Origin of the sequence: Pseudobutyrivibrio xylanivorans (genome assembly GCF_010906925.1) — a bacterium.
Lineage (GTDB): Bacteria > Bacillota > Clostridia > Lachnospirales > Lachnospiraceae > Pseudobutyrivibrio.
On the sequence record NZ_VTVE01000002.1, the window covers coordinates 121,237 to 146,057 of the forward strand.

Sequence of the window (24,821 nt, forward strand, 5' to 3'; positions counted from 1 at the left end):
ATAATATATCTCTTGGGATGTACAATTTTTTCCCCATCAATAAAGTCAGTATGATATCAACTTTAAAGAAAAGACACATTTTATATCTATAATTTAAAAATGGAGGCACTCATTATGGTATATCTATCTAAATCCAAGTATTGCAGCTTTAGGCAATGTCCTAAAATGGCTTGGCTAAATAAATATCATCCTGAACTTGTTGAGATTGATGCTATGATACAGTCACGTTTCGATGCGGGACATGAAGTAGGTGAATTGGCCAAAGGCTTATTTGGTACCTATGTAGATGTAAGTACATTTAATGACGAAGGGTCAATAGATATCCCTATGATGCTCAAAAAGACAAAAAATGAATTAACAAACAATACGCCTGTAATATGTGAGGCTGCTTTTTCAATTGATGGCTTATATTGTGCTGTTGATTTACTAAAATATGATGGAGAAGGCTGGTCAATTTATGAGGTTAAAAGCTCTACTTGCAAAGATGAAGTCGATGAAGTCTACATTATTGATATCGCTTTTCAAAGATACGTTTTAGAAAAGGCAGGAATCAAAGTTAATCGAACCTATTTAGTTAACATTAATAATCAATACGTATATGATGGCGAAATCGACATTTCTCAATTCTTTGCAATTACGGATATCACTTCAGAAGTTAATGCTGAATTGACTAATGTAGAGCCAAACATAAAACGAGCTAAAGAGATATTAGAATGTAAAGATATGCCATCACTTGATATCGGTGAAAGATGCTGCTCTCCATATGAATGTTCATACTGGAATTACTGCACTAGTAACCTCCCACAACCAAACGTATTCAGCATGTACCATATGGCTTTTAAGGGTAAAATAGATCTTTATCATAGAGGATTAGTAAGCTATGAAGACTTAGCTAATTCTGATACAAGATTAACGACTACTCAACTCAGACAAATCAAGTATCAACTTAATGACTTAGGTACATATATTGAAAAAGAAAATATAAAAGAGTTTTTGGATACATTGTCATATCCATTATATTTCCTCGATTTTGAGACAATGCAACCAGTCATTCCTCAGTTCAATGGAACAAGGCCTTATCAACAGATTCCATTTCAGTACTCATTACATTATATTGAAAAGGAAAATGGTCCACTTTTACATAAGGAGTTTTTAGGAGTTTCTGGAGAAGATCCAAGACGTGCTATAGCGGAAGCATTAATAAAAGATATTCCCAAAGATGTTTGTATTACGGCATACAACAAAGCCTTTGAATGCACTCGTATAAAAGAACTAGCTGCTACTTTTCCTGATTTAGCAAGCCATCTACTAAATATAGAAAGCCATATCATTGACTTATTAGTACCTTTCCAAAAAGGCTATTACTACAACAAAGCTATGGGCGGCTCCTTCTCAATTAAGAGTGTTTTACCTGCAATTTTTCCAGATGATCCAGCTCTTAATTATCATAACTTGGAAGAAGTTCAAAATGGAAATGACGCTATGACCATTTTTCCTAAGATTAAAGATATGCCAGCAGAACAACAAGAAATAACTCGGCATAACTTATTGAAATACTGTGAGTTAGACACCTTTGCAATGGTGAAGGTATGGCAGGAATTAGTTACTGTAACAAGTAGTAAATAAGTATTGCATATACCTTATGATATCTCTCTAATACTAAAAAGACAGGATGTACAACAACTCCTGTCTTTTCTAGTTCTTATATCATCTTAAAATACTTCAGCGCCTCTTCAATAGGCTTCCAATGCCCCTCTGGGCACTCTCGTCTCACATAATCTGGATTCTGTGATGGTCTTGAATTCTCACGCTCAATTATTCCATGCTTTTCTTTTACATGAGCTATGTATTCATTACGGGTCTTTATTCCATAGTTTTCTTTGACTCAATCCTTTATCTGTCTGTAAGTAGCTTTGCTCTCTGCTGCAGTTATATCCATCTCAGCTAAATCTACTTTTACATCTATAAAGTGCTCAGCTTGTGACCAATTCTTGGACAATAACGCAACCGTCTCCGTATGCATTGTATGTCCAAATTGGTCGCAGACTGTGTATTTTTCTAGGTGGTAGCCCTGCTCCTCAAGGTGTTTAAGGTCCCGGGCTAGTGTGGCGCTGTCGCAGCTGACGTATACGATACGCTTTGGCTGCATCTTTACCATTGTATCAAGAGCCACTACATCGCAGCCCTTGCGTGGTGGGTCAACCATTATTACATCTGGGTGAGACATCTTGTCATAGATTTCTGGTAGGACTACTTCCGCCTCACCACAGTAAAATTCTGCATTCGAAAGTCCATTAAGCGCCGCATTGGCTTTGGCGTTTTCGATGGCCTGTGGCACTACTTCTATTCCGATTACTCGTCCTGCATGCTTTGCCATAGAAAGAGAAATGGTTCCGATTCCGCAATACAAATCCCACACCTCCTCAGTACCATGTAAATCAGCATACTCTAGGGCACGGCTGTATAATTTCTCCATCTGGTGGTGATTGACCTGGTAGAATGAATTGGCACTAATGTCAAATGCTATGGTATCTCCATTTGTAAGGGTAATTGTATCTCTGATAGCCTCCTTACCATAAAGAACTCTGGTCTCATATCCCATGATGACATTGTCTCGGCGGGTATTGATATTGAGAACTAATGATGCCAGCGCTGGCTCCACAGATTTCACATGCTCCACAAGTGAATCAATAGCTGGCAACTTGTCTCCATTTACAACTACGCAGACCATAGTCTCCCCAGTTGCCTTTCCTTCCCGGACAAGAACATGTCGAATAAGTCCCTTACCACTATTCTCATCGTATACTGCTACATGATTTTCATTCATGTAATCTATTACCGAATATACGATGTCCATGCTCTTTTTGGAGCAGATTTTGCAATCAGTGGATGGCACAATTCGATGGCTTCTAGCACCATAAAATCCTGCAATTATCCTGCCTTCCTTATCCACACCAATAGGCACCTGGGCCTTGTTGCGATAGCGAAGTGGCTCTTCCATCCCAAGTATTGGCTCTCGTATGGACTCAACGTATGCCCGATCATAGCCACCAATTTTTACTAGATTATTGGCCACTATATTATCCTTGATTTGAAGCTGCTTTTCATAAGAAACCTGCATAATCTGGCAGCCACCGCACTGCTTAGCAATAGCACATGGAGGCTCTACCCGATATGGACTAGGCTCCACAACCTCCTTAAGAGCAGCAAAACAATAGGTCTTTTTAACCTTTGTAATAATCACATCACAAAGGTCTCCAACCACAGCGTCCTTCACAAAAATGGTCACACCATCAGTGTGACCAATTCCAGCCCCCTCAAGGGACATATCTTCAATTGTAAGTCTTACAATATCGTTTTTATTCATTAATTTTTTCCTGTTCTACGGATATTCGAATCAAGCAAGCGATTGAATCCCTGCCATGTCAAATTATTTTCCTCAACATTCTCAAGAGCCTCGTAAATAGTCTCTAGCTTAGCGTCAAGATTGTCCGCAAATGAAAGTGCAATTGCCTCAGCAATAGCTGGCTTCTTAGGTGAGCCAAACTCAAGCTCGCCGTGATGAGAAAGAATACAGTGGATAAGCTCCTTTCTCTTAACTGCTGGGAAGCCCTCAATGTCATCAATGGCTCTATCAATCATAGTAGCGCCCACATAAATATGGCCAAGTAACTGTCCCTCATCTGTGTAGTCATTGCGAGGGAACTCAGAAAGCTCTCTCACCTTTCCAATATCATGGAAAATAGCTGCTGTGATAAGTAAATCTCTATCCAGGAATGGGTACTGTCTACTATAAAAATCGCAATTAGTAGCCACCGAAAGTGTATGCTCTAAAAGACCACCTGTAAATCCATGGTGAACTGATTTAGCCGCTGAATGAGCCTTAAACTCATCGATAAATGCCTTGTCATCCACAAAAAATTTTCTAAGTAATGCCTTGAAATATGGTGCCTGAATAGAATTGATAAGTGCTGTCAAATCATTCCACATAACACCGATATCTTTTTTACTAGAAGGGATATAGTCTGTAATCTCAAACTCTCCCTCATTGGCCTTGCGAAGGCGCTTTATATTGAACTGTAATGCACCATTCCAGCTGGTGATATCACCTGTAACTGTGATGAAATCAAGCTCGTCATAATCGCTGATTCCCTCTGAATCAACATCCCAGATTTTAGCATCAATGGTGCCTGTCTTGTCACAAAGTGTAAGAGATTCAAAAGCCTTGCCGGTCTTTGAAATTCCCTGTGTTTTTTTCTTGCACAAATATGTCTCTGTGCCTCTGTCTCCCTCTTTAAGTGTGTTAATATACTTCAAATTACTCTCCAATCTAAGCTCCAACGGAGCAGAGCAGCTTTGCTGCAAATTTCTTCTTAATTATACGAAATAGACAGAGGATTATCAACGTAAGACTGCAATCAAAAATATAAAAACCCCTTAAGTAGATTTATATCTACTTAAGGGGGGGGTAATTACCAGTCTTCGCCGTTAACTTCAATTTCGCCAAGTTCACATGCGGCTTTAATTTTAACATCATCTGTAGGTTTATCAGTGCTAATATCCAGATCACCTAAATCCACGTGTGCATCAATAGAATCAAAATCTCCATCAAGATTAACATCTCCTAAATCTGCATTAACAATCACTGTAGGATAAACGCTATTTGTAAAATTAACATTTCCAAGTTTTGCTGTTATATCTACCTTTTTTCCCTGACAATTGTTAATATTAACGTCTCCTAATTCATTGTTTATTGTAAGTGTATCTGCCACTAGCCCTTCAAGTTCTATATCGCCTAAATCTAAATCAATATCTAAATCTGAAAGATCAGAACCTTTTGGAATAGTAATTGTCATTTCATAGTTCTTTTCATTCTGACCAAAGAAATTACCATTGAAATTCCAGTTTCTCTGGGATTGCTGAATAGTAAGAACTCCGTTGTTTAATTCTACCTTTGGTGCAAACTTTTTAGGATAATAATATTCAACCTGGAAAGTAGGACCATATTTTATTTCAACATCTCCAATATCCATATCTAGATTAACTTTTGTTACATCCTGTTTCTCAAAATCTGCTACCGCTAATTCTCCCTTTGGACCAAAAGAAAATCTATAGAAGCAAGCACCTACAATAACTGCTAAGGTAATTATCCACAAAGTTACCAGATATATTTTCTTTTTCTTTCTTTCCATTATTAATCTTCCTCCTTAGTAAGTGTAAGTCGCAAAATCTTATTGATTATGACTGCTACCGGCCATATAATCCATGTGCTCTCCCAGCGGAATGTAAGGAAGCTGATAATCAAATAAATGCATGTTACTGTGCTCCAGTATACTTCCATAATTACCTTTGCTCTGTCATTTACATACTCAACATCCTCTTCTCTGCCATATCTACCACTGATAGTATTTTGGTCATTGAGACTTAAAATTGTCTCATAAGCACCATACACATGTGAGCTATACACTATAAGAAGAACTCCGATACCTACTGAAAAGAATAAGAGTACTGGACAAACGTCGTTATCTATAATTGCACATGGCAACCAACAAAAAGCACATAGTAGAATGCCCAATGTATGCATCCATGCTCTTGTTATCTTGAAATCCTTTCTCTTTTCCCTAACCATATTGGCTGTTGCCATATCAATCTGACAAGGCTGCTTCTTAAGAAAATCCCAATCCTTTCCTGTAATGCCATTGAATACAAAAAATGCTACAGCTACTGCAATGCACATAAACATTCCAAGAACTCCATATTTATCTGAGAACTTTGAATAGAAAGCTGTATCACACAAAATTGGAGATGTAACGCTTATGATGCAAAGAAGGGTTCCAATTCCTACAAATAAGCCGCTCCTTTTTCTAGATGCAATAAAATCATTGACCTCTTCCATTGATACGAAGCGTCTAGGAATCTCCTGCTCTCTCTCGTGAACTTCCTCAACCTCTTTTTCAAGTCCCAAATCCTCTGCCAATTCATCGAGATTACCAAACTCTGAAATGACTGTACCTACAGCGGTATTTTCATTAACACCATCTGCAATCATTTCATTGTATTTATCTTCCATCATTGTCAAAAGCTCATCTTTTGCCTTTTTTACTTCTGGAGTGTTTGGCATGTTAGCAAACATTGCTTCCAAATAACTTTTTATTGTTTCCATATTTTTCTCCTAACTATCTATAAAACGTCCCACAACTTCTTTTGTTAATTCCCATTCCTCGCATTTTGATTGATAATATTCCTTGCCAGCCTCTGTAACGCGATAATAGGTACGCTTCTTTCCATTTCCCTCTGGATCCGGATCAGCTACAAATGATTCTATATATCCATTCTTTTCCATTCTTGTGAAAGCTGAATAAAGTGTTGTCTCCTTTATGATGTATTTCTCTTCAGATATTTTCTTAATCTGCTTTGAAATCTCATAACCATAAGAAGGTTCCTTAATCAGGATACTAAGAATCATGGTGTCGTTGTAGCCGCGAATTACATCACTACTAATCTCACTCATGTGCTCCCTCCTATTTAATTAAATACTCACTTCCTCGTACTTCATCTGCCGTGCTACGACTGACGTAGTACTTTATCTGATGAAGTAAATATACTACGACTGACAAAGTATGTCAACATCTTTTCTGTAAAAATTTTTTTTACACCGATTTTTTATCTCCCCAAAAATCAAATTTTCCGTGAAAACACGGCATTTAATTGACATAATTTTCAGACATTTTTATAATTAAATTATCTATAATAAGGGTACTATGTATTAAGGAGAAAAATTGGAACCTATTACTATCGAAAAAGGCAAAAAATTAATAAATGAAGGCGATCCAGTAGACAGCATGTATGTTGTTCTTAAGGGAAAAATTGTTCAGCAATGGCGTGGTCAAAAGCTTGCTTTAGGACCTGGAACTGTTGCTGGTCTTTCAGATGCGCTCAATATTTCATACGAGGCTGACTATACTGCTGCCGAGGATTCCACTATCATTAAGTGTTCATACAAGCACATGTCTGATTTTGACACCATTTTTAAGGAGCAGCCTGTTTATATCTTTGGATTTGCCAAGGGCTCATTCAGACAGTGTCGCGACGTTTTTAAAATATATGATGACTACAAGAAAAAAGTGGATGATTTCACCGACTACTGCAGAGGTATTAATTCAGAATATCGCAAGCAGTGCCGTGCCATTGGTGCACCAGCTGGCGAGATTCCTATGCTTGAGGAAATGGAGCCTCTTGAACTAAATGGTGAAATTTTAAAATGGGAACACGACTACATCGACAGTTTAAATTCAGTAGACAATAAAGAAATTGAAAATATATATGGTAAGCGCACAGAAATTGTCAATGGTGTCATTGGCATCAGCTGTGGTTACATGAAGCGCGCTATTGAATGCGCAGAAACTATGGGCTTTTATTTGGATGAGTTCACTCCTATTCTTCTTTCTGCAGATAGGGGCGATATGTTTGAGCTTATTTTCAACCTTAGAATATACGCCGCAGAGCGTGGAGCTGCTCAGGATGACATTATAAAGCTCATGAAAATGCTTTATAAATATCTATCCTCATGTGGACTCTACGACAAGACACTGCTCAAAGAGAGATGGGCTGAATATGACAGCCACGACTTTGCTGCAAGTGCCGCAGCCTTTGATGAAGCTAAGATGCAAAAACAGGCTGAGTTCACTCAGACCTTTGAACACATCTGTGAGTTTGCTGAAATTGAAGAAGAAAAAGTTGAAGAATATCGCGCTCAACTTGATGCTTATCTTGCGCTTAGCGACCGTGAGGGCAAGGAGGACAATGAGCGTCGTACCAGAAAGAAAGCTACAGATTTATTCTATGAAATCTACCTTAAGACCTTCTTCAGAGCTCTTGAGTTTGAAGCCTATGGTGGCGAGTTAGATACTATTATTTTGATGTTCCTTAACTTTGGTTACATAGACTACGGAGCTGTTGGCGAAGAGCTTACCAATGAGCTTGCCGACCTAGTTGAAAGACTTGATACTCTCTGCATGAGCGAGCATTGCTTTACAATATACAGCTGGCTTAGAGCTGTATACGCAGGAGAGCGCGAACCTAGCAAGAATGAATTAGACCTTGACTACAGAGGCTTCGTTCTTGAAGAGAGAAAAATGGGCAACATCTCTGAGGCTGACATGCCTACATGGATGAATGACCAGGAGCAAAAAGTAAAATTTGAGATCAACAACTTCTTTGTATCATCAAACAGAACTACATCAGGAAAAATGACTGCATTCTGTCCTGTTCTTACAAAGGAGGACTTCGGTGCAGAGCCAATGCGAATGCTTTTGACTAGCGCAAAACTTCAGGAAGCTCTCAGCAAAATCGAGGAAGTAGACTACGGTATCTTTTTACGAGAAGGCTATTTCACTGACATGGATGCAAATGTAAAGAGTGAGGCCTACCTTAAGCGCGTAGAGCCAGATATCATTCTTCTTCCAAACTGTGGTATGCGTGCAATGATGTGGCAGGAATGCGGCGGTATCAAAGTAGACAGCCCAGGTCGTTTTGTATTCCCACTGTTTACATTTGATGACCTAGACAAGCTGATGATTTACTGCTGCGGTGCTTTCCGTTGGGAGATTTGCCGTAAGGAGCAGGGTCCTAGATGGAATGATATTGCCAGCGATTGCCTCACATCAGATTTCTACGATTACTTTACCTTCTATCGCAAGAACAAAGAACTTTCTGCTGAGAACAAGGAAAAGGTCAAAATATTGCTTAAGTCTTCCCGCAACAATATGCGTGAAGCCTTCACTAAACAATACACAATTTGGATCAACTTCGAAGCCAAGGGAAGTATCCGCCTGAACAAGTCCGAGCGCAATATTCTCAACAAATATTGCACCTTCTCAAAAGCTTACAGGTCCAAGGTATCCAGCCACCCAATGTTCGAACAGGTTCTTTCTCGTCATGAAATCAAGACTGCACAGGCAGTCAACCACCTGAAAACCATCATCGACAAGGTGGAAAAGAACGGTGGCGAAGTCCCTGACGAAGTACGCCAAGGCATCGACTATTTACGTATGTAGATGTCCAACCGCGCGTAACAATCGTTAAATAAAAAAACTTCTGGTAGTTAACGAGCTCTTAGTGTTACTCAAGCGAAGCTTTTCATGCTGAGCGGAGTGACATCTAAGGCTCGTAAACGTAACCAGAAGTTTTTTATTTAAATGTGACGATTGTTACGCCTGCGTCGCCTTCTCCGAATTCGCCAAGGTGGAAGTCGGCTACGTTTTTGCAGCGCTTCAGGTATTGGTGGACACCTGCACGAAGTGCTCCGGTTCCTTTACCGTGTACTACCCTAACAGAGGTAAGGTGGCTGATGTAGGCGTCGTCTAGGTATTTTTCTAGCTTGGCAATGCCCTCATCCACAGTGCATCCAAGGAGATTAATCTCTGGCGAAATAGATGCAGACTTGTTGAATCCTCCGTAGGTCATGTTCTTGACTCTAGTGCCCTTCTTTGGCACAAATTTATCTTCCTCTTCTATTAGAACTAAATCTTTGATGTTGACAGTGGACTTCATGATACCCATCTGGACAGTTACATCCCCCTTAGCATTAGGTGCTGTGCAGACTTGTCCCGTGAGATTCATAGAAAGTACTTTTACCTTGTCTCCAACATGAAGATTGGTAGGTACATTGTGGTTTTCTTCCACTTTCTTTTCTTCCTTGGCCTTGCTCTTATTCTTGTTGATATTTTTGCCAAGAGCAGCTCTCTTTGCCTCCATAGCAGAGATGTTTCCAGAGCCTTTTCCAAATTTGTTGAAGTCACGAATTGTCTCGTCAGCAATATCTTTTGCCTCTTGCAAAATTGCCGCCGCATCTTCGTGAGCTTGTCTAATAAGTTCTTCTCTTTGAGATTTGATTTTCTCTTCACGAGCAGTTGCATCCGCCAATTTTTGCTCTGCAGCAGCTAAATCTGATGCAGCTTTTCTTGCATTTTCTTCCACCTCGTGACGTTTCTGCTCTAAATCTACCATCAAATCTTCGAATGATTTATCATTTTCAGACAATCTACTCTTTGCATCATTAATTAACTCACAAGGAATTCCAAGTTTTGTGGAAATAGCAAAAGCATTGGATTTTCCTGGTACACCGATGATAAGTCTGTAAGTTGGGCTTAAAGTTTCAAGAGAAAACTCACATGAAGCATTCTCTACCCCCTCAGTTGAGAGCGCATATACTTTTAATTCACTGTAGTGAGTGGTAGCCATTGTGCGTACATCAAGTGTGTGCAGTCTATCCAGTATTGACTGTGCAAGTGCCGCGCCTTCTTTAGGATCTGTACCAGCACATAACTCATCTATTAGAATAAGGAACTGAGGAACCTTCACCTCAGTCTTTGAACCGTAAAGTACCTTTGAATGCTTAAAGTCCTTTTTATTCTTGGCTATTAATTCTTCTGTTTCGTGAGAGTAGCTTCCACCATTAATAGCCTCTAAAATGTGGACAATGTTAACCATATGAGACGAGAATGTTGACAGTGACTGCTCGATTGACTGCTCATCACCTATGTCTGCGTATACATCGTCAAATACTGCTACCTGGCTTCTGTCCTTAACTGGAATATGAAGACCTGCCTGCGCCATAAGTGTAAGTAATCCACATGTTTTAAGTGAGACTGTCTTACCACCAGTATTTGGACCTGTTACCAATAGCAAGTTATACTCGTCTCCAAGCTTTATATCTGTTGTCACTACTTTCTTTGGGTCCAAAAGTGGATGGCGTGCGCCACGTAAGTTAATGATTCCATCCTCGTTAAACTCTGGACTGCATGCATTTAGCTCAACAGCATAACGTCCCTTAGCAAGGTTAAAGTCTATTTCAGTAAGAAGCTCAAAGTTACGAATTATTCCCTCTGAAGCATCTGCAATCCTGTTTGATAGATTTGCTAAGATTCTTTCTATCTCATCCTGCTCTCTAACCTGAAGCTCTCTCATTTCATTGTTCAAATCAACTGCCTGCATAGGCTCAATAAAGAAAGTAGAGCCTGTTGAAGACTGGTCGTGAACCATACCAGGAACTCTTGATTTGTAATCAGAACGCACTGGAAGACAATATCTTCCCTGACGCATAGTGACAACTGGCTCCTGAAGATATCCTCTTGTTGTTGAATTATTAAGCAAAGAGTTCATTACGCTCTTTATCTTGTCATTTGTGCGCTGCATACCCTTTCTAATGTCATAAAGGGCAGTGCTGGCATCATCTGCAATTGTCTCTTCATCTATGATGCATCTACGTATTTCATTTAATATAGCTACTTCTGGTGAAAGTCCATTAAAGTAGAAGCTAAGAGCATCCTCCTCTTCTAACTGCTTGCCGTAAGCTGCCACACGCTTTGTTACCTCTAGCACATTGGCAACAGCTAATATCTCCTCGATTGTAAGAGAAGAGCCCAGCTCAAGTCTCGCAAGTGATGGGCGCAAGTCTGTTGTACCGCTAGCACTTACATCTCCCACCTTTATAAGTCTATTAAGGGCACAGGCAGTCTCCTGCTGCATCACCTTAATTTCCTCTATATCATTTATAGGAAGTAGCTGCTGACATCTGAGTCTTCCTGCCTCACAGGTAGCTTTCTCAGCTAATCGTGCTATTATCTTGTCATATTCAAGTGTTTTTAAAACTTTTAAATTCATTGTTTTTGTCTAGCCTCCACGTATTCTTTAAATCTTGGCAATCTTACTTTTACTACACCTCGCTCTGATCCATCTAAAATACCTTTTTCTATTAAGCGCTTACGTGGTTCACTCCATTCACTATGGTTTGTCTTAGTTAATTCAAGTAACTCTGTAGCTGCCATACTTTCTTTTTTTACAATAAAATTCAGATACCACTTTTCTTTATCCCGAAGTTCACTCCAAATTTTATCATAAACTTTTACTGCAAGGGCTTCATCAACTAAAGCATATACAGATTTTGAAATCTCTTTTTCACCAGATTCCCACATATATTTTCCAAAAGCCTGATAAGCAAATGCATATCCTTTAGTTTGATTTGCTAATTCCTTAGCAATATCTTCACTTACCCCAAGGGTTTTCTCGTAATCATCTTCAATTACAATGAGATTCAAAGGCTTCATTTCATATTTTGTAGCTCGAAGAAAGAATGTAAGTCCTTCCGCATTCTCTATACTTTCAATATCCTCATACAAGCCAGCAGTAATTAGGTATATAGGTAATTCATTCCTAATTAAAATCTGAAACTCCTGTATAAAATCAACCAATTCGTCGGTTTTTCTGGCTTCATCTATAACTACCAGCACCTTTTTATTTTTCTTCTGAACCTCATTAAGAATGTTTTTTAATATTACATCCATGCTTATAACTGGACTTTTCTTCTCGATATTAACTCCAATTCCAAAGGCTGATAAATTCAGATTAGCATCTATAAAAGATGTTAAAAATGGCACCTCGCCATATAGATTTGCTACTAACTCCTTTGAAATATCCGAATTAGATTTTAAATCTACAATTATCCATTTATCATCTTCCTTGAGCTCTCTTTCTATAGCTGTCAAAGTTACAGTTTTTCCTGTCCCTCTGATACCTGTCAGTTTAAATGCCTGCTCCTCAACCGGTTCGCTATTTAAAATGTCAATAATGTCTTCTATCATCAAACTTCTACTAATATATTGGCTTGGGATTCTCCCAAAGCTAATACTATAAGGGCTTCTTTTATTCATACTATAACATCTGCCTTTCATATATAAATCTATATAATTATCTATAATCTTATATAATTATATATAATCTTCTATAAAACTATTATATCGAATATAATTATTATTTCAATTAAAAAGCCATAATTCCTCCTTTATCAACTAAGTCAATAAAGCAACGAATTATGGCTTGAAAACATAATAAAATATAAATAGTTATTCTCTATTTTTTATCTCAATATAAGACTTCACGACTTCTATGAGTTTATCATAGTCCATCACCCCGGTATCGAGGCAGAAGTCATAATTTCTGGCATCGTTCCAATCTCGGCCAGTGTAATACTTGTAGTAATCAGCACGATGCTTATCGATGGCATGCATCCTCTTTAAAAGCTCCTCGTCTGTTCCACTTACCTGCTTACGAAGTCTAGCTAAGCAATCTTCTTCAGAAGCATAGAAGAAAAGTGAAAGCACATAAGGTCTATCCCTAAGAATATAATCAGCGCATCGTCCTACAAAGATACAACTCTGCGTGTTGGCAATTCGCTTGATAACATCTGCCTGAAGCTCAAACAGATTGTCATCGGAAGTAAATGCTGCGTACTCAGGTGTAAGTGGCATTCCTTTGTACTTGCCTTTAGTTGAAAGGAAAATCTTACGTACTGTTTCATCCACCTGGCCAAACAGCTCTTCATTGATTCCACTCTGGTCCGAGGCCATTCGCAGAATCTCTCTGTCGTATACCGGAATCCCCAATTCCTTCGACAGCTTCTTAGCAAGGGTTAAACCACCAGAACCGTAACTACGCGCAATAGAAATAACTAGCTTCTTCTCCTCCATACTAGCCCCCCTTATTATTTGCAATCCTATAACAATAGTCTTAGTAACAATCTAATTGCCTCTAAGATATCCCTATATAGAACTGCATATTCTACTCGCCCAAGTATGCCTTTTTGATAGAGTCATCATTAAGTAGGTCTTTAGCATCTCCAGAAAGAACAACATTACCTGTCTCAAGTACATATGCTCTATCTGCAATAGCAAGAGCCTTTTTAGCATTCTGCTCTACCAAAAGTACTGTGGTGCCTGCGTCAGAAATAGACTGTATGATTTTAAAAATCTCATCCACATAGATAGGTGAAAGTCCCATTGATGGCTCATCCATAAGTACGATTTTAGGATTGCTCATAAGGGCACGACCCATTGCAAGCATCTGCTGCTCTCCACCTGAAAGTGTACCAGCCAGCTGATTCTGTCTCTCCTTAAGTCGTGGAAAACTCTCGTAAACCTGCTCTAATGTCTTAGCTATTTCTGTCTTGTTACTTCTAGTATAAGCTCCCATTTTCAAGTTTTCAAGCACTGTTAATCCAGGGAAAACTCTACGTCCTTCAGGCACATGAGCCATACCCATAGACACTATTTTATGACCTGGAATTGTTGTAATATCAACGTCATTTAAAAGTACTTTACCTGAGTTAGGAGAAAGCATACCAGAAATAGTCTGAAGTGTTGTTGTCTTACCTGCACCATTGGCGCCTATAAGAGCAATAACCTCACCTTCATTTACCTCAAAGCTGATTCCTTTGAGAGCTTGTATAACTCCATAGTTTACAACTAAATTCTCAACCTTTAACATTTCTAAATCCTCTGTTTTATTATTCTCCAAGATAAGCCTTAATAACCTCTGGATCATTAAGTACTGTTGATGTCTCTCCCTGTGAAAGTACACGTCCAAAATTGAGCACTGTAAGCTTCTCACAAATTCCAGATACAAGCTTCATATCATGCTCAATCAAAAGAATGGTTACACCAAATTCTTTTCTAATAAGAGCTATTGTGTTCATCAAATCCTTGGTCTCATTTGGATTCATACCAGCAGCTGGCTCATCCAAAAGAAGAAGTGAAGGATTGGTTGCAAGAGCTCTTGCAATCTCAAGCTGACGCTGCTTACCATATGGAAGATTTGAAGCTAAAACATCAGCCTCCTTATCAAGACCAAATACAGATAAAATCTCAAGCGCCTTTTTATCCATTTCCTTTTCTACAGAAAAATACTTTGGAAGTCTGAGTATACCTGTACCTGTGCCATATTCAAAAGAATTATGAAGTCCAATCTTTACATTATCAAGAACTGACTGGTCTCCAAAAAGTCTAATATTCTGGAATGTTCTAGCAATACCTGCCTTGTTAATGTCAGCTGTCTTCTTTCCTGTAATGTCCTTGCCATCAAGGAAAATCTTGCCATCTGTAGGCTTATAAATACCTGTAAGCATATTGAAAACGGTAGTCTTACCTGCACCATTTGGTCCAATCAAACCGTAAAGCTCGCCCTTTTCAATATTAAGATTAAATTCATCAACTGCTCTAAGTCCACCAAAGGAAATGCCAAGAGATGATACTTCAAGTAAACTCATTACTGCACCTCCTTTTTCTTTTTGCCAAATTTCTGAGTAACAGCAGCTGCTGTAAACCCATGCTTTTCACGCCATTTTAAAATACCTGGTGCCCAGTTAAATAACATAAGTACAATAAGTACTACAGAATAAATGAGCATACGATAATTCTGCATTCCTCTCAGAAGCTCTGGGAGCAAATAGAGAACTGCTGTTGCAATGACAGAGCCTCGGAAATTACCGATACCGCCAAGTACAACATATACCAAAATCATGATAGACATGTTGTAACCAAAAGTATTGGTTGTTGCCTGAAGTGAGCTGATGTTGTGAGCAAAAAGCACACCACCAAGTCCTGCAATTGCTGCTGATAATGTAAATGCTATCAGCTTATATTTTGTAATTGGAAGTCCAACTGTCTCAGCTGCAATCTGATTGTCTCGGATAGCCTGCACTGCACGTCCTGTTCTTGAATGTACAAAGTTGTATGTGAGAATCAAGACAACAATAAGGAGTATCACAGAGATAAGGAATGTAGACTGGCGAGGGGTACCTGTGACGCCCTGAGCACCATTTACAATTACCTGTCCCCCTGGCTCCATGCCAAGTGAAAGCATATCCTTGATTGAAAGATGAATTCCATTTCCATCAATTCCTACGTAAAGAGTGTTGATTACATTTTTAATAATCTCGCCAAATGCAAGAGTTACGATTGCAAGGTAATCTCCACTAAGTCTAAGAACTGGAATAGCAATAAGGAATCCAAACAATGCTGCCATAGCTGTTCCAATGATAAATGCCAAGATAAAACGTGGTACATCTGGAATAGTGTTCATAAATACCTTTGAGAAAAATGCTGATGTAAATGCACCAACGCACATAAATCCTGCATGTCCAAGTGATAATTCTCCAAGATATCCAACACAGAGATTAAGTCCTACTGCAACAAGTGAGAAGGCACATACAGGAACCATAAGTCCTCCCATAAGAGAGCTAAGATTGCCTGTGGCTTCCATGATTGTTACCACTAAATATAAAACAATGATTATACCGATTGTTGTAAGTAATTTTTGTGTAGATTTATTAAGATTTTTCATAGCTGCCACCTACACTTTCTCTTTTGTTTGCTTGCCAAGAATTCCTGTAGGTTTAACAAGCAACACTATAATAAGTACTGCAAATACGATAGCATCAGCAAGCTGACTTGAGATGTATGCCTTTGCAAGATTTTCAATAATACCAAGTAAAAGTCCACCAATCAATGCTCCTGGAATAGAACCAATTCCTCCAAATACCGCAGCGGTAAATGCCTTGATACCTGGCATAGAGCCTGTGTATGGTGTAAGAACTGGATAAGAACTGCAAAGCAATGCACCAGCAATGGCTGCAAGTCCTGAACCAATTGCAAATGTAAGGGAAATAGTTCCGTTTACATTGATTCCCATAAGTGTGGCTGCATCTCTATCCTCTGATACAGCTCTCATAGCCTGACCTGGCTTTGTATTCTTAACAAACCACATCAAAGCTACCATGATAATTAAACATGTAATAATAGTAATGATAGTAACACCTGTGATTTTAAGCTGTCCGCCTGCAAGTGTAATACCCTGCCATGTGATTACTGAAGTAAACGAAATAGGATTAGAGCCAAAAATCAACAGCGCCATATTCTGCAAGAAGTAGCTGACGCCGATTGCTGTAATCAGTACCGCTAGGTTTGTTGCCTTTCTAAGTGGCTTGTATGCCACCTTTTCTATAAGCATTCCAAGAGCTGTACAGCAAATGATTGAAATCACTATTGAGACCACTACTGGCATTCCAGAACCTGTCATTGTCATGAATACCAAATAAGCTCCAATCATGATTACATCACCATGGGCAAAGTTAAGCATCTTAGCAATACCATAAACCATGGTATATCCCAAGGCAATAATCGCGTATACACTTCCTAAGCTTAAGCCGTTAATCAAATAGGTTAAAAATCCCATAACCTAAACTTCCTTTCAAAAAAAATTAAATACGATGCAAAGCCATGCTACGTCTATTTCGTAGTCATCAGCCTGCATCGCCTTTGATACAGTATAATATTCAGTCGGTAGTTCACAAAATAATTTTTCGTAGCTATCAAGCTCTAAGTGTTGCTGCAGTTCACATGTAGTGAACGGAAGCAATATCTTAGGCTTGAGAGCGTAACGGAATAATTATATTTGTGAACGTAACCGACCTACTTGGTTATTCTGCTGATACATAACCGCCATCTTTGATGATGACAGCCTTTGGTGCCTTTGATACTTCGCCGGCATCATTCCATGTCATATTCTCACCTGTAAGTCCGTTGTAGTTAACCTGCTGGATCTGTGCAATAAGTGCATCACAGATTTCTTCGTTAGAAGCATCTGGTGTAAGGCCTGCTGCCTCGATAGCTTCCTTTAAGATGTATACTCCATCGTAAGCATCTGCTGCGAACTGGTTAGGTGTGCCACCAAACTTCTCCTCGTAGCTTGATACGAATGACTTTGTTGCATCATCTGTTGCATCTGCTGCGAATGGTGTAAGAAGATATACACCCTCTGCAAGGCTAACATCGAAGTTCTCAACACCAAGTAATCCGTCGAAACCATCTACACCGAACATTACTGGGTCGTAACCAATCTGGTCAGCCTGTGTAAGTACTACTGAACCTTCCTGATAGTAGAATGGAAGGAATAAAAGGTCTGCGCCTGCACTCTTACACTTATTAAGCTGTGTAGTAAAGTCTGTCTTGTTATCCTGTGTAAATGACTCTGTAGCTACAATCTCAAGACCCTTTGCCTGTGCCTCTAATGCGAAGTTCTGATATACACCTGAAGAATATGGATCAGAGCTATCATAGATTACACCGATTTTAGTTCCAAGATTGTTGTCTGCAATGTAGTCTGCTGAAACAGTACCCTGGTTAGGATCTGAGAAGCAGATCTGGAATGTATTGTCATTTCCCTCTGTTACACTAGTAGATGAAGCTGATGGTGTAAGCTGGAAAATTCTGTCATTGTTTGTCTCTGCTGAAACAGCTGCGCAGGCACCTGATGTAACTGTACCCTCGAGAATCTGCATGCCCCAATCCTTAAGTGTGTTGTAAGCATTAACAGCCTTCTGAGCATCTGCCTCATCATCCTGGAAATTAAAAGCTATCTGGTATCCGTTGATACCACCCTCTGCATTTATCTCATCAACAGCAAGCTGAATTGCATTCTCAACTCCCTGTCCATACTGAGCAGCACCACCTGTTACAGGGCCGATGCCACCAATCTTCCAAACAAGCTCTCCTGAAGTATCTACATTATCTGATCCTGTAGAATTACCGCTATTACCACAGCCTACGAGTAAAGCAGTCGCCATTGATGCGCTAAGCGCGAGACTAAGAAACTTCTTCATGTCTATTTCCTCCTGTACTTGAAAATCCCATTCCCCAATCAGATTTTCACTTTTTCGCTTTATCGCTTTAAATTCTAAAACCCCTCGATTAGACTATGATAAAACTTGTTTGTTAAATCGTCAATAAAAACTTTCACACTTTAGTTTGTTAATGTGCCCTATTGGTAAATCTTCCTCATCTAGGGTAAGTTGTCCAAAAGATGTGCGTTTCAGTTCAAGGACTTCCCTGCCTACTGCAAAGAACATTCTCTTTACCTGATGGAACTTACCTTCATGGATTGTAATATAGCAGGTATTGCCGCCCTCATACTTGACTGTAGCAGGCGCCGTAAGGTCTCCCTCGCCGATTCGTACCCCAGCCTCAAGAGCTGCAATATCCTCAGCAGAAAGCTGCCCATCTAACGTCACAAAATATGTCTTATCCACGTGCTTCTTAGGCGATAGTAGCTCATGTGCCAGCTTGCCATCATTTGTAATCAAAAGAAGACCGGTAGTATCCTTATCAAGTCTTCCTACAGGTGCTAATCCCTTTGGAGCATCAGGACATTTTTCATAGAACAAATCCATAACTGTCCTATCATGGGCATCTTCTGTGGCTGTTATCAGTCCCTTTGGCTTATTCATTACATAATAAGAAAACTTCTGATAGGTGTATTCCTTTCCCTGATAAGAAATCACCACTGCATTTTCATCTACCTTGGTCTCTGGCTTTGTAGCTTTTTGACCATCTACAAAAATAAGGCCCTTCTTCAGAAGAGCCTTAACCTCAGATCTTGTTCCGATATTTAATTCTACCAAAAGCTTGTCTAATCGCATCAATATGAAATTACCTCATATCCTGTCTCTGTAACAAGTACCTGATATTCCCACTGAGCTGATGGCTTGCCATCAAGTGTGGAAACTTCCCAGCCATTGTTAGGGTCTGTTTTTATTTTCTGTGTACCCATGTTAATCATAGGCTCAATTGTAAACATAAAACCTGGAACTAGTAACATCTCTGTACCAGGAAGTGTATTATAGCCAACCCATGGCTCCTCGTGGAACTCAAGTCCTACTCCGTGGCCACCGATTTCTCTAACCACCTGATAACCATTGGCGTGAGCGTGCTTGCAGATAGCTGCTCCAACATCCCCTAGGAATCCCCAAGGCTTAACCTGCTCAAGTCCTAAATCGCAGCACTCCTTTGTAACCTCAACAAGCTTTCTTGTCTCTGGGTCAACATCGCCTATCATGAACATTCTAGATGAATCTGAAAAATATCCATCTAAAATTGTGGAGCAATCTACATTTACTATGTCACCACTTTTAAGGATAACATCATCAGAAGGATAACCGTGACAAACCTGGTCATTTACTGATGTACATACGCTGTATGGGAAGCCCTCGTAATTAAGTGGTGCAGGGATACCTCCCATTTTAGTAGTTGTCTCATAGACAATTTTATCGATTTCAGATGTTGCCATGCCCTCGTGAATTGCCTCAGCTACAGCATCAAGGCATGCCATATTAATTACTGCTGACTGTCTAATCTTCTCAATCTGTTCTGGTGTCTTAATCAAATCGTGAGATGGAACTTTGTGTCCCTTTACCGCAAAGCTTTCGATTTTTCTATCGAAGGCCTCATGGCACTGCTTATACTTGCGACCACTTCCACACCAGCAAGGGTCGTTTCTATTTAATTTACTCATTGTTATTGCCTTTCTAATCTTCTTCCTTTTTCTTGTTCTCATTATTTAAACCATTAATGTAATTTAAATGAGTATGTGTCAGTGTAACATCCCCAAGAACAAATCTATTCCAGAGCTTGTTGTTTATTTTAATGGAATGTTGGCTTCTAATCTGCTCATAATAGTAGCCGTCATATTTGTATGCAGCCTGGCTAGGTCCCTTGTTAACGGCAAGATAGTTTTGGAACTTCTCTGCCACAGCGGCAAGTCTAATCTGCTCATTGATAGTATCCTGGTCGCATGGCAATTTATCCAGCTGCTGTTCATATAGGTCTTCCCAGAAATCAGTAATGGCAAATTCTAAATCCCTCTCCTCATCTGCTGAAAGAGTATCCATACCATCCTCTACTGCAAGCTGATAAAAAAGATGATCGTGAATAGCCATCTCCATCACAACATTTTTAGCCTCTTCTTGAATGAAAGTGTCATTAGTATGGAGGTTCCAGTAATCCTTTGGAGAATCTGGATTATAAATTTTAGCCTGCTCCTCCACCTTTCTCTCCTCAAAGAGAATGTAAAATGCCAAATCCTGATAAGTGACCTCTTCTCCGTCGATTGTAACTGCTACATCAGATAAATGCTCATTATAATCAAGCTTGTCCCTGTTAAAATTTACGTTAAGTAATACGTAGCCAACTACAGCTACGCATACTAATAAGACTATTGATTTAATCAGCTTTTGTTTTGTCATAGTACTCTTCTAATTGTAATGATTGAGTGACAGTTAACTGAACGGTAATTGGTAATACCAGTGGCTGTACTCTGGGCCTCAACAATTGTGCCTCCGCCCTGATAAATAGCTACATGACCTGGATAACATACAATATCACCCGGCTGCATGTAATTGTAGCTAACTTCCTGTCCAACATTTCTAAAGGTACCAGAAGTCATACGGCCGCCATAAGTAATACCAAAGTTGGCAAGAACACCCTGTACAAAACCAGAGCAGTCACATCCACCGCCGAGGGAATTACCACCCCATACGTAAGGACAGCCTACATATTGATTAGCGAAAGAAACAACGCTTCCACCACTAACACCTGTTCTGTAACCCGGGTTTAAATCTCCATTAACATTGTAGCCAGAATAACCAGCTGAAACACTTGCTGTTGCAGTGCCTTGATTCTGAGCACGTGCCGCTGCCTCACGAGCAGCTCTAAGAGCCGCCTCACGAGCTGCAATTTCCTTGGCCTCTTTTAACTCAGCATCAAGATCATCCATCTCTCCACGCTTTGCATCAGCAACAGCCTCAAGCTCAGTCTCCTGAGCGGCCAGTTCTGACTTTGCTGATTCAAGTTCCTTTTTTTGGATATCTAGAGCATCTGCAAGTTCCTCAATCTCAGCTATTGTAGCAATAAACTGATTGAGCTTTTCATCGTCGTATTCATGTACGCTGTTGGCATAGTCAAGTCTGTTAAGAAACTGACTGATACTACCTGACTCCATAAGCATCTCAAATACACTAGGGTCTGGAGTCTCATACATATATTTTATACGAAGCTTCATGGCCTCATACTGCTCATCACGGGCTGCCTGAGCCGACTGCAAAGCCTCTTCTGTCTCAGCAATCTCTGCCTCTGTGTCATCTATCTCTGCCTGAATCTCGGCTATCTGACTAACTACTGCATAAATATCCGAATCTATTGCATCTATCTCATCCTGTAATGCTGCCTGCTCTGCCTCAATCTCTGACACAGTTCGTGTAGCAAAAGAGATTGTAGAATCTGATGCAATAATGCATGCTATTAATCCAAAGCAACATGCTATTTTAGCTATTTTCTTGTATTTCATAACACTATATCTATCCTTCTATATCTAGTGCAAATTCTCATACTCTCTCTATATTATGATACAAGTTGTAGTGTGGCTTTTCAAGTTACTATTCACAGTTATAAATATTTAATGTTCAATTTTCGTCAAGCTTGCTTGTAAGAAAATTATCATTAAATATTTATAAACTGGAATCAGTGACTCCCCCTACATGAATAATGTTAAGTGCGTTAGCACTGAGAAAGAAGTCTGAAAGACTTCCATTATGAATGTTGGGGGAGTAACTGTGAATAGTAACTTACAATAGTACTTAAATCTTATAGATTAATTCTCGTCATGCTTGCATGTAAGAGAATAATCTTTAAATATTTATAAACTGGAATCAGTGACTCCCCCTACATGAATAATGTTAAGTGCTTTAGCACTGAGAAAGAAGTCTGAAAGACTTCCATTATGAATGTTGGGGGAGTCACTGTGAATAGTAACATTCTATAATCCATCAACTAAAAAGAGCCGCTGATTAAATCAACGGCTCAATTCTTCATTATTTAATTGTAACTAGTAATCAAACTCTAGCAAAGTTTCATGCGAATTTCTTTAGTAATGATGTCTGTATAGCTAAAGGAAAGTAACTGTGATGGACATGTCTCAGTGTCGTCAACTAATATAGTAAATACACTTGGGTAAGCCTCTTGAATAACACCTTGCTGAATGTCAACTTTGTTACGACCCTTGTCTAACTGAATAACAACTCTACTACCGCATTGCGCTCTGACTGATTCTCGCACCTTGTCGAAGTCTTCGCGTTCCATGATGTCCTCCCCCTTTTCTAGCATTTGAATACTTTAATCAGCATTCTTATGTGGTTTGCGATATTGTATCACTTTTTGGTTATTTTGTCAAAATTTATATTCATTTTTTTGAATAATTATTATAATTAATCCGCCTCAAAGCCCACAATTGCTAAATTTTGTCCTCTATTTTATAATGTAACCATAAACTAATTTTGGAGGTCACAATGCTAAGAACCATTCTTGCAATTACATTCGTAACACTTTTCTTAATCATAAGTATTCCTATTTGGGTAATTTTGTTCATAGTCGGATTGTTCAGCAAAAAAGCTAAGGACGTCATTGGCTATAAGTGCGTTGCCTGGGCTTTCGGCGTTATCGCATTTATTTCCGGTGTTGATTATACAGTTAACGGATACGAAAACATTCCAAAGGATAAATCAGTTCTTTTCGTTGGAAACCATCAGAGTTTCTTCGACGTAATTCTTGGCTATCATATTTGTCCAGCAGTTACAGGCTTTCTTTCAAAAAAGACTTTTGAAAAGATACCACTTTTAAATGTTTGGATGTACATGAACTACTGCCTTTTCCTTACAAGAACTGATCCTCGCACAGATTTAAAGCTTATTATCAAAGCTCAGGAATATATCAAGGCAGGCATCAATATGTTTGTATTTCCTGAGGGTACACGTTCTAAGACCGGAGAGATGGCCGAGTTCCATGAGGCATCTCTTAAAATTGCTGTCAGAACAGGGGCACCTGTTGTTCCAGTATGCTTCACAAATACTAGAAATGTCCTGGAGACACACACTCCTCGTATTAAAAAAGCAAAAGTCATTATCACATTCCTTCCACCAGTTGACTGTGCCACATTGGAAGGAGAGAACAAAAAACGTCCAGGAGCTTATGTACGCAGTTTGATAGCTACACAGCTTGAGGCAGATGCCAAACTCTTGTAGTTCTAAAGAGCGCTTAATTAAAGCGCTCTTTTTTAATACACTAAAATTCTAATAATAAGGGGAATATATAATGGGGGAGAATATTCAAAAGCTAAAATCTAACATAGAGCAGCGCATTGTAGGCAAGGGCCCTGTTCTAGACAAAATCATTGCTTGCCTTTTAGCCGACGGCCACGTACTTCTAGAGGATGTTCCTGGAGTTGGCAAAACATCTATCGTAAAAGCCCTATCGGATTCTATCGACCTTTCTTTTTCAAGAATTCAATGCACACCTGATACAACTCCATCGGATATTACTGGTTTTTCCATGTACGATCAAAAAACCGGCGATTTCAAAGTAATCGATGGTCCTGTCATGAATAACATCCTTCTAGCCGACGAGTTAAACAGAACTTCACCTAAAACTCAAGCCGCACTTCTAGAGGTAATGGAGGAGCACACTGTTACTATTGATGGCAAAAAGCGTTCTGTCCCAGAGCCTTTTATGGTAATCGCCACACAAAATCCTACTGAGATGGCGGGCACGTATCCTATTCCAGAATCCCAAATGGACCGCTTCATGATAAAGCTAAGTGTAGGCTATCCTGATGCCAAGGCTTCAGAAGAAATGGCCACTCGTTTCCTTGATGGCACTTTACATGAAAAAACTTCTTCTGTTCTTTCAGGGACAGATATTATAGCTATGCGAAAAGAAGTGAATTCTGTCACCATTCACGAAGATTTACGCCGTTACGGGGTGAAAATCGTGGAAGAGACAAGAAACACACCTGAGATTTCTTGCGGAGCCTCTCCTCGAGGACTTCTTTCTATGCTCAGATTCGCCCAGGCCCTGGCCTATATTTCCGAGAGAGACTACTGTATTCCAGAGGATATTGCCGAGGCTGCCTCCTATACCCTACCTCACAGAATTATGCTTACCACCGAGGCCAAGCTTTCTAAAACCACCAAAGAATTCCTCGTACAGCAGATACTACATAGGGTAAAAGTCTCATGAAAATATCCATTCATTTCAAAAACTTTGCCATTTATATATTGCTTCTCATATTAAGCATTGTATTTGCCAGCTTCTTTGGAGGGCCGG

Annotated in this window: 22 protein-coding genes; 4 read left to right on the forward strand and 18 right to left on the reverse strand. The window is 39.5% G+C overall.

Annotation, left to right across the window (positions count from 1 at the left end):
* Positions 1-114 precede the first annotated feature (114 nt).
* On the forward strand, positions 115-1,626 hold the full coding sequence (locus F0Q01_RS07295) for a DUF2779 domain-containing protein (protein ID WP_242941843.1): 1,512 nt from the start codon (positions 115-117) through the stop codon (positions 1,624-1,626).
* A gap of 259 nt (positions 1,627-1,885) precedes the next feature.
* Here the strand turns inward: F0Q01_RS07295 and rlmD are convergent, their stop codons facing one another.
* The 5 genes from rlmD to F0Q01_RS07320 form a co-directional block, all read right to left on the reverse strand.
* Positions 1,886-3,367, reverse strand: a complete 1,482-nt coding sequence (rlmD, locus tag F0Q01_RS07300; protein WP_090487836.1) for a 23S rRNA (uracil(1939)-C(5))-methyltransferase RlmD — start codon at positions 3,365-3,367, stop codon at positions 1,886-1,888.
* Positions 3,367-4,317, reverse strand: a complete 951-nt coding sequence (locus F0Q01_RS07305; RefSeq protein ID WP_090487838.1) for a 3'-5' exoribonuclease YhaM family protein — start codon at positions 4,315-4,317, stop codon at positions 3,367-3,369. The genes rlmD and F0Q01_RS07305 overlap by 1 nt, the downstream gene beginning before the upstream one ends.
* Positions 4,318-4,472: 155 nt before the next feature.
* Positions 4,473-5,192, reverse strand: a complete 720-nt coding sequence (locus tag F0Q01_RS07310) for a DUF4097 family beta strand repeat-containing protein (protein ID WP_090487840.1) — start codon at positions 5,190-5,192, stop codon at positions 4,473-4,475.
* A gap of 2 nt (positions 5,193-5,194) precedes the next feature.
* Positions 5,195-6,163: a permease prefix domain 1-containing protein gene (locus F0Q01_RS07315; RefSeq protein ID WP_090487842.1), complete on the reverse strand. Its 969-nt coding sequence runs from the start codon at positions 6,161-6,163 to the stop codon at positions 5,195-5,197.
* 9 nt (positions 6,164-6,172) lie between these two features.
* A complete protein-coding gene (locus F0Q01_RS07320; protein ID WP_090487843.1) occupies positions 6,173-6,511 on the reverse strand; it encodes a PadR family transcriptional regulator in 339 nt (112 codons plus the stop codon).
* 268 nt (positions 6,512-6,779) lie between these two features.
* Between F0Q01_RS07320 and F0Q01_RS07325 the strand changes: the two genes are divergently transcribed.
* Positions 6,780-9,056, forward strand: coding sequence for a cyclic nucleotide-binding domain-containing protein (locus F0Q01_RS07325; protein WP_090487845.1), 2,277 nt, complete (start codon positions 6,780-6,782; stop codon positions 9,054-9,056).
* Positions 9,057-9,189: 133 nt separating this feature from the next.
* Here F0Q01_RS07325 and F0Q01_RS07330 read toward each other — a convergent pair whose 3' ends face one another.
* The 13 genes from F0Q01_RS07330 to F0Q01_RS07390 all read right to left on the reverse strand — a co-directional run bounded on the left by F0Q01_RS07330 (position 9,190) and on the right by F0Q01_RS07390 (position 22,802).
* On the reverse strand, positions 9,190-11,664 hold the full coding sequence (locus F0Q01_RS07330) for an endonuclease MutS2 (protein ID WP_090487846.1): 2,475 nt from the start codon (positions 11,662-11,664) through the stop codon (positions 9,190-9,192).
* Positions 11,661-12,710, reverse strand: a complete 1,050-nt coding sequence (locus F0Q01_RS07335; RefSeq protein WP_163927182.1) for a P-loop NTPase fold protein — start codon at positions 12,708-12,710, stop codon at positions 11,661-11,663. The genes F0Q01_RS07330 and F0Q01_RS07335 overlap by 4 nt, the downstream gene beginning before the upstream one ends.
* 192 nt (positions 12,711-12,902) lie before the next feature.
* A complete protein-coding gene (locus F0Q01_RS07340; RefSeq protein ID WP_090487850.1) occupies positions 12,903-13,526 on the reverse strand; it encodes an AAA family ATPase in 624 nt (207 codons plus the stop codon).
* Between the two features lie 91 nt (positions 13,527-13,617).
* Complete coding sequence (locus F0Q01_RS07345; protein ID WP_090153944.1) at positions 13,618-14,322, reverse strand: ABC transporter ATP-binding protein; 705 nt, start codon at positions 14,320-14,322, stop codon at positions 13,618-13,620.
* Positions 14,323-14,341: 19 nt separating this feature from the next.
* Positions 14,342-15,100, reverse strand: coding sequence for an ABC transporter ATP-binding protein (locus F0Q01_RS07350; RefSeq protein ID WP_090153947.1), 759 nt, complete (start codon positions 15,098-15,100; stop codon positions 14,342-14,344).
* Complete coding sequence (locus F0Q01_RS07355) at positions 15,100-16,176, reverse strand: branched-chain amino acid ABC transporter permease (protein WP_177209278.1); 1,077 nt, start codon at positions 16,174-16,176, stop codon at positions 15,100-15,102. The genes F0Q01_RS07350 and F0Q01_RS07355 overlap by 1 nt, the downstream gene beginning before the upstream one ends.
* Before the next feature lie 9 nt (positions 16,177-16,185).
* Positions 16,186-17,067: a branched-chain amino acid ABC transporter permease gene (locus F0Q01_RS07360; RefSeq protein WP_090487856.1), complete on the reverse strand. Its 882-nt coding sequence runs from the start codon at positions 17,065-17,067 to the stop codon at positions 16,186-16,188.
* 244 nt (positions 17,068-17,311) lie between these two features.
* Positions 17,312-18,493 (reverse strand): ABC transporter substrate-binding protein, encoded by a 1,182-nt coding sequence (locus F0Q01_RS07365; RefSeq protein WP_090153953.1) that lies wholly within the window; start codon positions 18,491-18,493, stop codon positions 17,312-17,314.
* A gap of 120 nt (positions 18,494-18,613) precedes the next feature.
* On the reverse strand, positions 18,614-19,309 hold the full coding sequence (locus F0Q01_RS07370) for a pseudouridine synthase (protein WP_090153955.1): 696 nt from the start codon (positions 19,307-19,309) through the stop codon (positions 18,614-18,616).
* Positions 19,309-20,181: a methionyl aminopeptidase gene (locus F0Q01_RS07375; protein WP_090153957.1), complete on the reverse strand. Its 873-nt coding sequence runs from the start codon at positions 20,179-20,181 to the stop codon at positions 19,309-19,311. Before F0Q01_RS07375 ends, F0Q01_RS07370 begins: the two co-directional genes overlap by 1 nt.
* A 13-nt stretch (positions 20,182-20,194) precedes the next feature.
* On the reverse strand, positions 20,195-20,911 hold the full coding sequence (locus tag F0Q01_RS07380) for a hypothetical protein (protein ID WP_090487858.1): 717 nt from the start codon (positions 20,909-20,911) through the stop codon (positions 20,195-20,197).
* A complete protein-coding gene (locus tag F0Q01_RS07385) occupies positions 20,908-22,011 on the reverse strand; it encodes a coiled-coil domain-containing protein (protein ID WP_090487859.1) in 1,104 nt (367 codons plus the stop codon). Before F0Q01_RS07385 ends, F0Q01_RS07380 begins: the two co-directional genes overlap by 4 nt.
* A gap of 551 nt (positions 22,012-22,562) precedes the next feature.
* Positions 22,563-22,802 carry a Veg family protein gene (locus tag F0Q01_RS07390; RefSeq protein ID WP_090155587.1) on the reverse strand — a complete coding sequence of 80 codons (240 nt, stop codon included), beginning with the start codon at positions 22,800-22,802 and terminating at the stop codon, positions 22,563-22,565.
* A 206-nt stretch (positions 22,803-23,008) separates the two neighbouring features.
* Here F0Q01_RS07390 and F0Q01_RS07395 point away from each other — a divergent pair, with 206 nt between their 5' ends.
* Together F0Q01_RS07395 and F0Q01_RS07400 are read left to right on the forward strand one after the other, a co-directional pair.
* Positions 23,009-23,740, forward strand: coding sequence for a lysophospholipid acyltransferase family protein (locus tag F0Q01_RS07395; RefSeq protein WP_090487861.1), 732 nt, complete (start codon positions 23,009-23,011; stop codon positions 23,738-23,740).
* Between the two features lie 70 nt (positions 23,741-23,810).
* Entirely contained in the window at positions 23,811-24,734 is a 924-nt protein-coding gene (locus tag F0Q01_RS07400) for an AAA family ATPase (RefSeq protein WP_090487863.1), read from the forward strand.
* Positions 24,735-24,821 lie beyond the last annotated feature (87 nt).

What these genes read in the sequence shown, in the direction of transcription:
- F0Q01_RS07395 (WP_090487861.1), top strand. Translation starts at nt 23,009, where the DNA reads ATGCTAAGAACCATTCTTGCAATTACATTCGTAACACTTTTCTTAATC.
- F0Q01_RS07400 (WP_090487863.1), top strand. Translation starts at nt 23,811, where the DNA reads ATGGGGGAGAATATTCAAAAGCTAAAATCTAACATAGAGCAGCGCATT.
- F0Q01_RS07375 (WP_090153957.1), bottom strand. Translation starts at nt 20,181, where the DNA reads ATGAGTAAATTAAATAGAAACGACCCTTGCTGGTGTGGAAGTGGTCGC.
- rlmD (WP_090487836.1), bottom strand. Translation starts at nt 3,367, where the DNA reads ATGAATAAAAACGATATTGTAAGACTTACAATTGAAGATATGTCCCTT.
- F0Q01_RS07345 (WP_090153944.1), bottom strand. Translation starts at nt 14,322, where the DNA reads ATGTTAAAGGTTGAGAATTTAGTTGTAAACTATGGAGTTATACAAGCT.
- F0Q01_RS07385 (WP_090487859.1), bottom strand. Translation starts at nt 22,011, where the DNA reads ATGAAATACAAGAAAATAGCTAAAATAGCATGTTGCTTTGGATTAATA.
- F0Q01_RS07370 (WP_090153955.1), bottom strand. Translation starts at nt 19,309, where the DNA reads ATGCGATTAGACAAGCTTTTGGTAGAATTAAATATCGGAACAAGATCT.
- F0Q01_RS07315 (WP_090487842.1), bottom strand. Translation starts at nt 6,163, where the DNA reads ATGGAAACAATAAAAAGTTATTTGGAAGCAATGTTTGCTAACATGCCA.
- F0Q01_RS07330 (WP_090487846.1), bottom strand. Translation starts at nt 11,664, where the DNA reads ATGAATTTAAAAGTTTTAAAAACACTTGAATATGACAAGATAATAGCA.
- F0Q01_RS07355 (WP_177209278.1), bottom strand. Translation starts at nt 16,176, where the DNA reads ATGAAAAATCTTAATAAATCTACACAAAAATTACTTACAACAATCGGT.
- F0Q01_RS07390 (WP_090155587.1), bottom strand. Translation starts at nt 22,802, where the DNA reads ATGGAACGCGAAGACTTCGACAAGGTGCGAGAATCAGTCAGAGCGCAA.
- F0Q01_RS07365 (WP_090153953.1), bottom strand. Translation starts at nt 18,493, where the DNA reads ATGAAGAAGTTTCTTAGTCTCGCGCTTAGCGCATCAATGGCGACTGCT.
- F0Q01_RS07295 (WP_242941843.1), top strand. Translation starts at nt 115, where the DNA reads ATGGTATATCTATCTAAATCCAAGTATTGCAGCTTTAGGCAATGTCCT.
- F0Q01_RS07340 (WP_090487850.1), bottom strand. Translation starts at nt 13,526, where the DNA reads ATGGAGGAGAAGAAGCTAGTTATTTCTATTGCGCGTAGTTACGGTTCT.
- F0Q01_RS07380 (WP_090487858.1), bottom strand. Translation starts at nt 20,911, where the DNA reads ATGACAAAACAAAAGCTGATTAAATCAATAGTCTTATTAGTATGCGTA.
- F0Q01_RS07320 (WP_090487843.1), bottom strand. Translation starts at nt 6,511, where the DNA reads ATGAGTGAGATTAGTAGTGATGTAATTCGCGGCTACAACGACACCATG.
- F0Q01_RS07360 (WP_090487856.1), bottom strand. Translation starts at nt 17,067, where the DNA reads ATGGGATTTTTAACCTATTTGATTAACGGCTTAAGCTTAGGAAGTGTA.
- F0Q01_RS07310 (WP_090487840.1), bottom strand. Translation starts at nt 5,192, where the DNA reads ATGGAAAGAAAGAAAAAGAAAATATATCTGGTAACTTTGTGGATAATT.
- F0Q01_RS07335 (WP_163927182.1), bottom strand. Translation starts at nt 12,710, where the DNA reads ATGAATAAAAGAAGCCCTTATAGTATTAGCTTTGGGAGAATCCCAAGC.
- F0Q01_RS07350 (WP_090153947.1), bottom strand. Translation starts at nt 15,100, where the DNA reads ATGAGTTTACTTGAAGTATCATCTCTTGGCATTTCCTTTGGTGGACTT.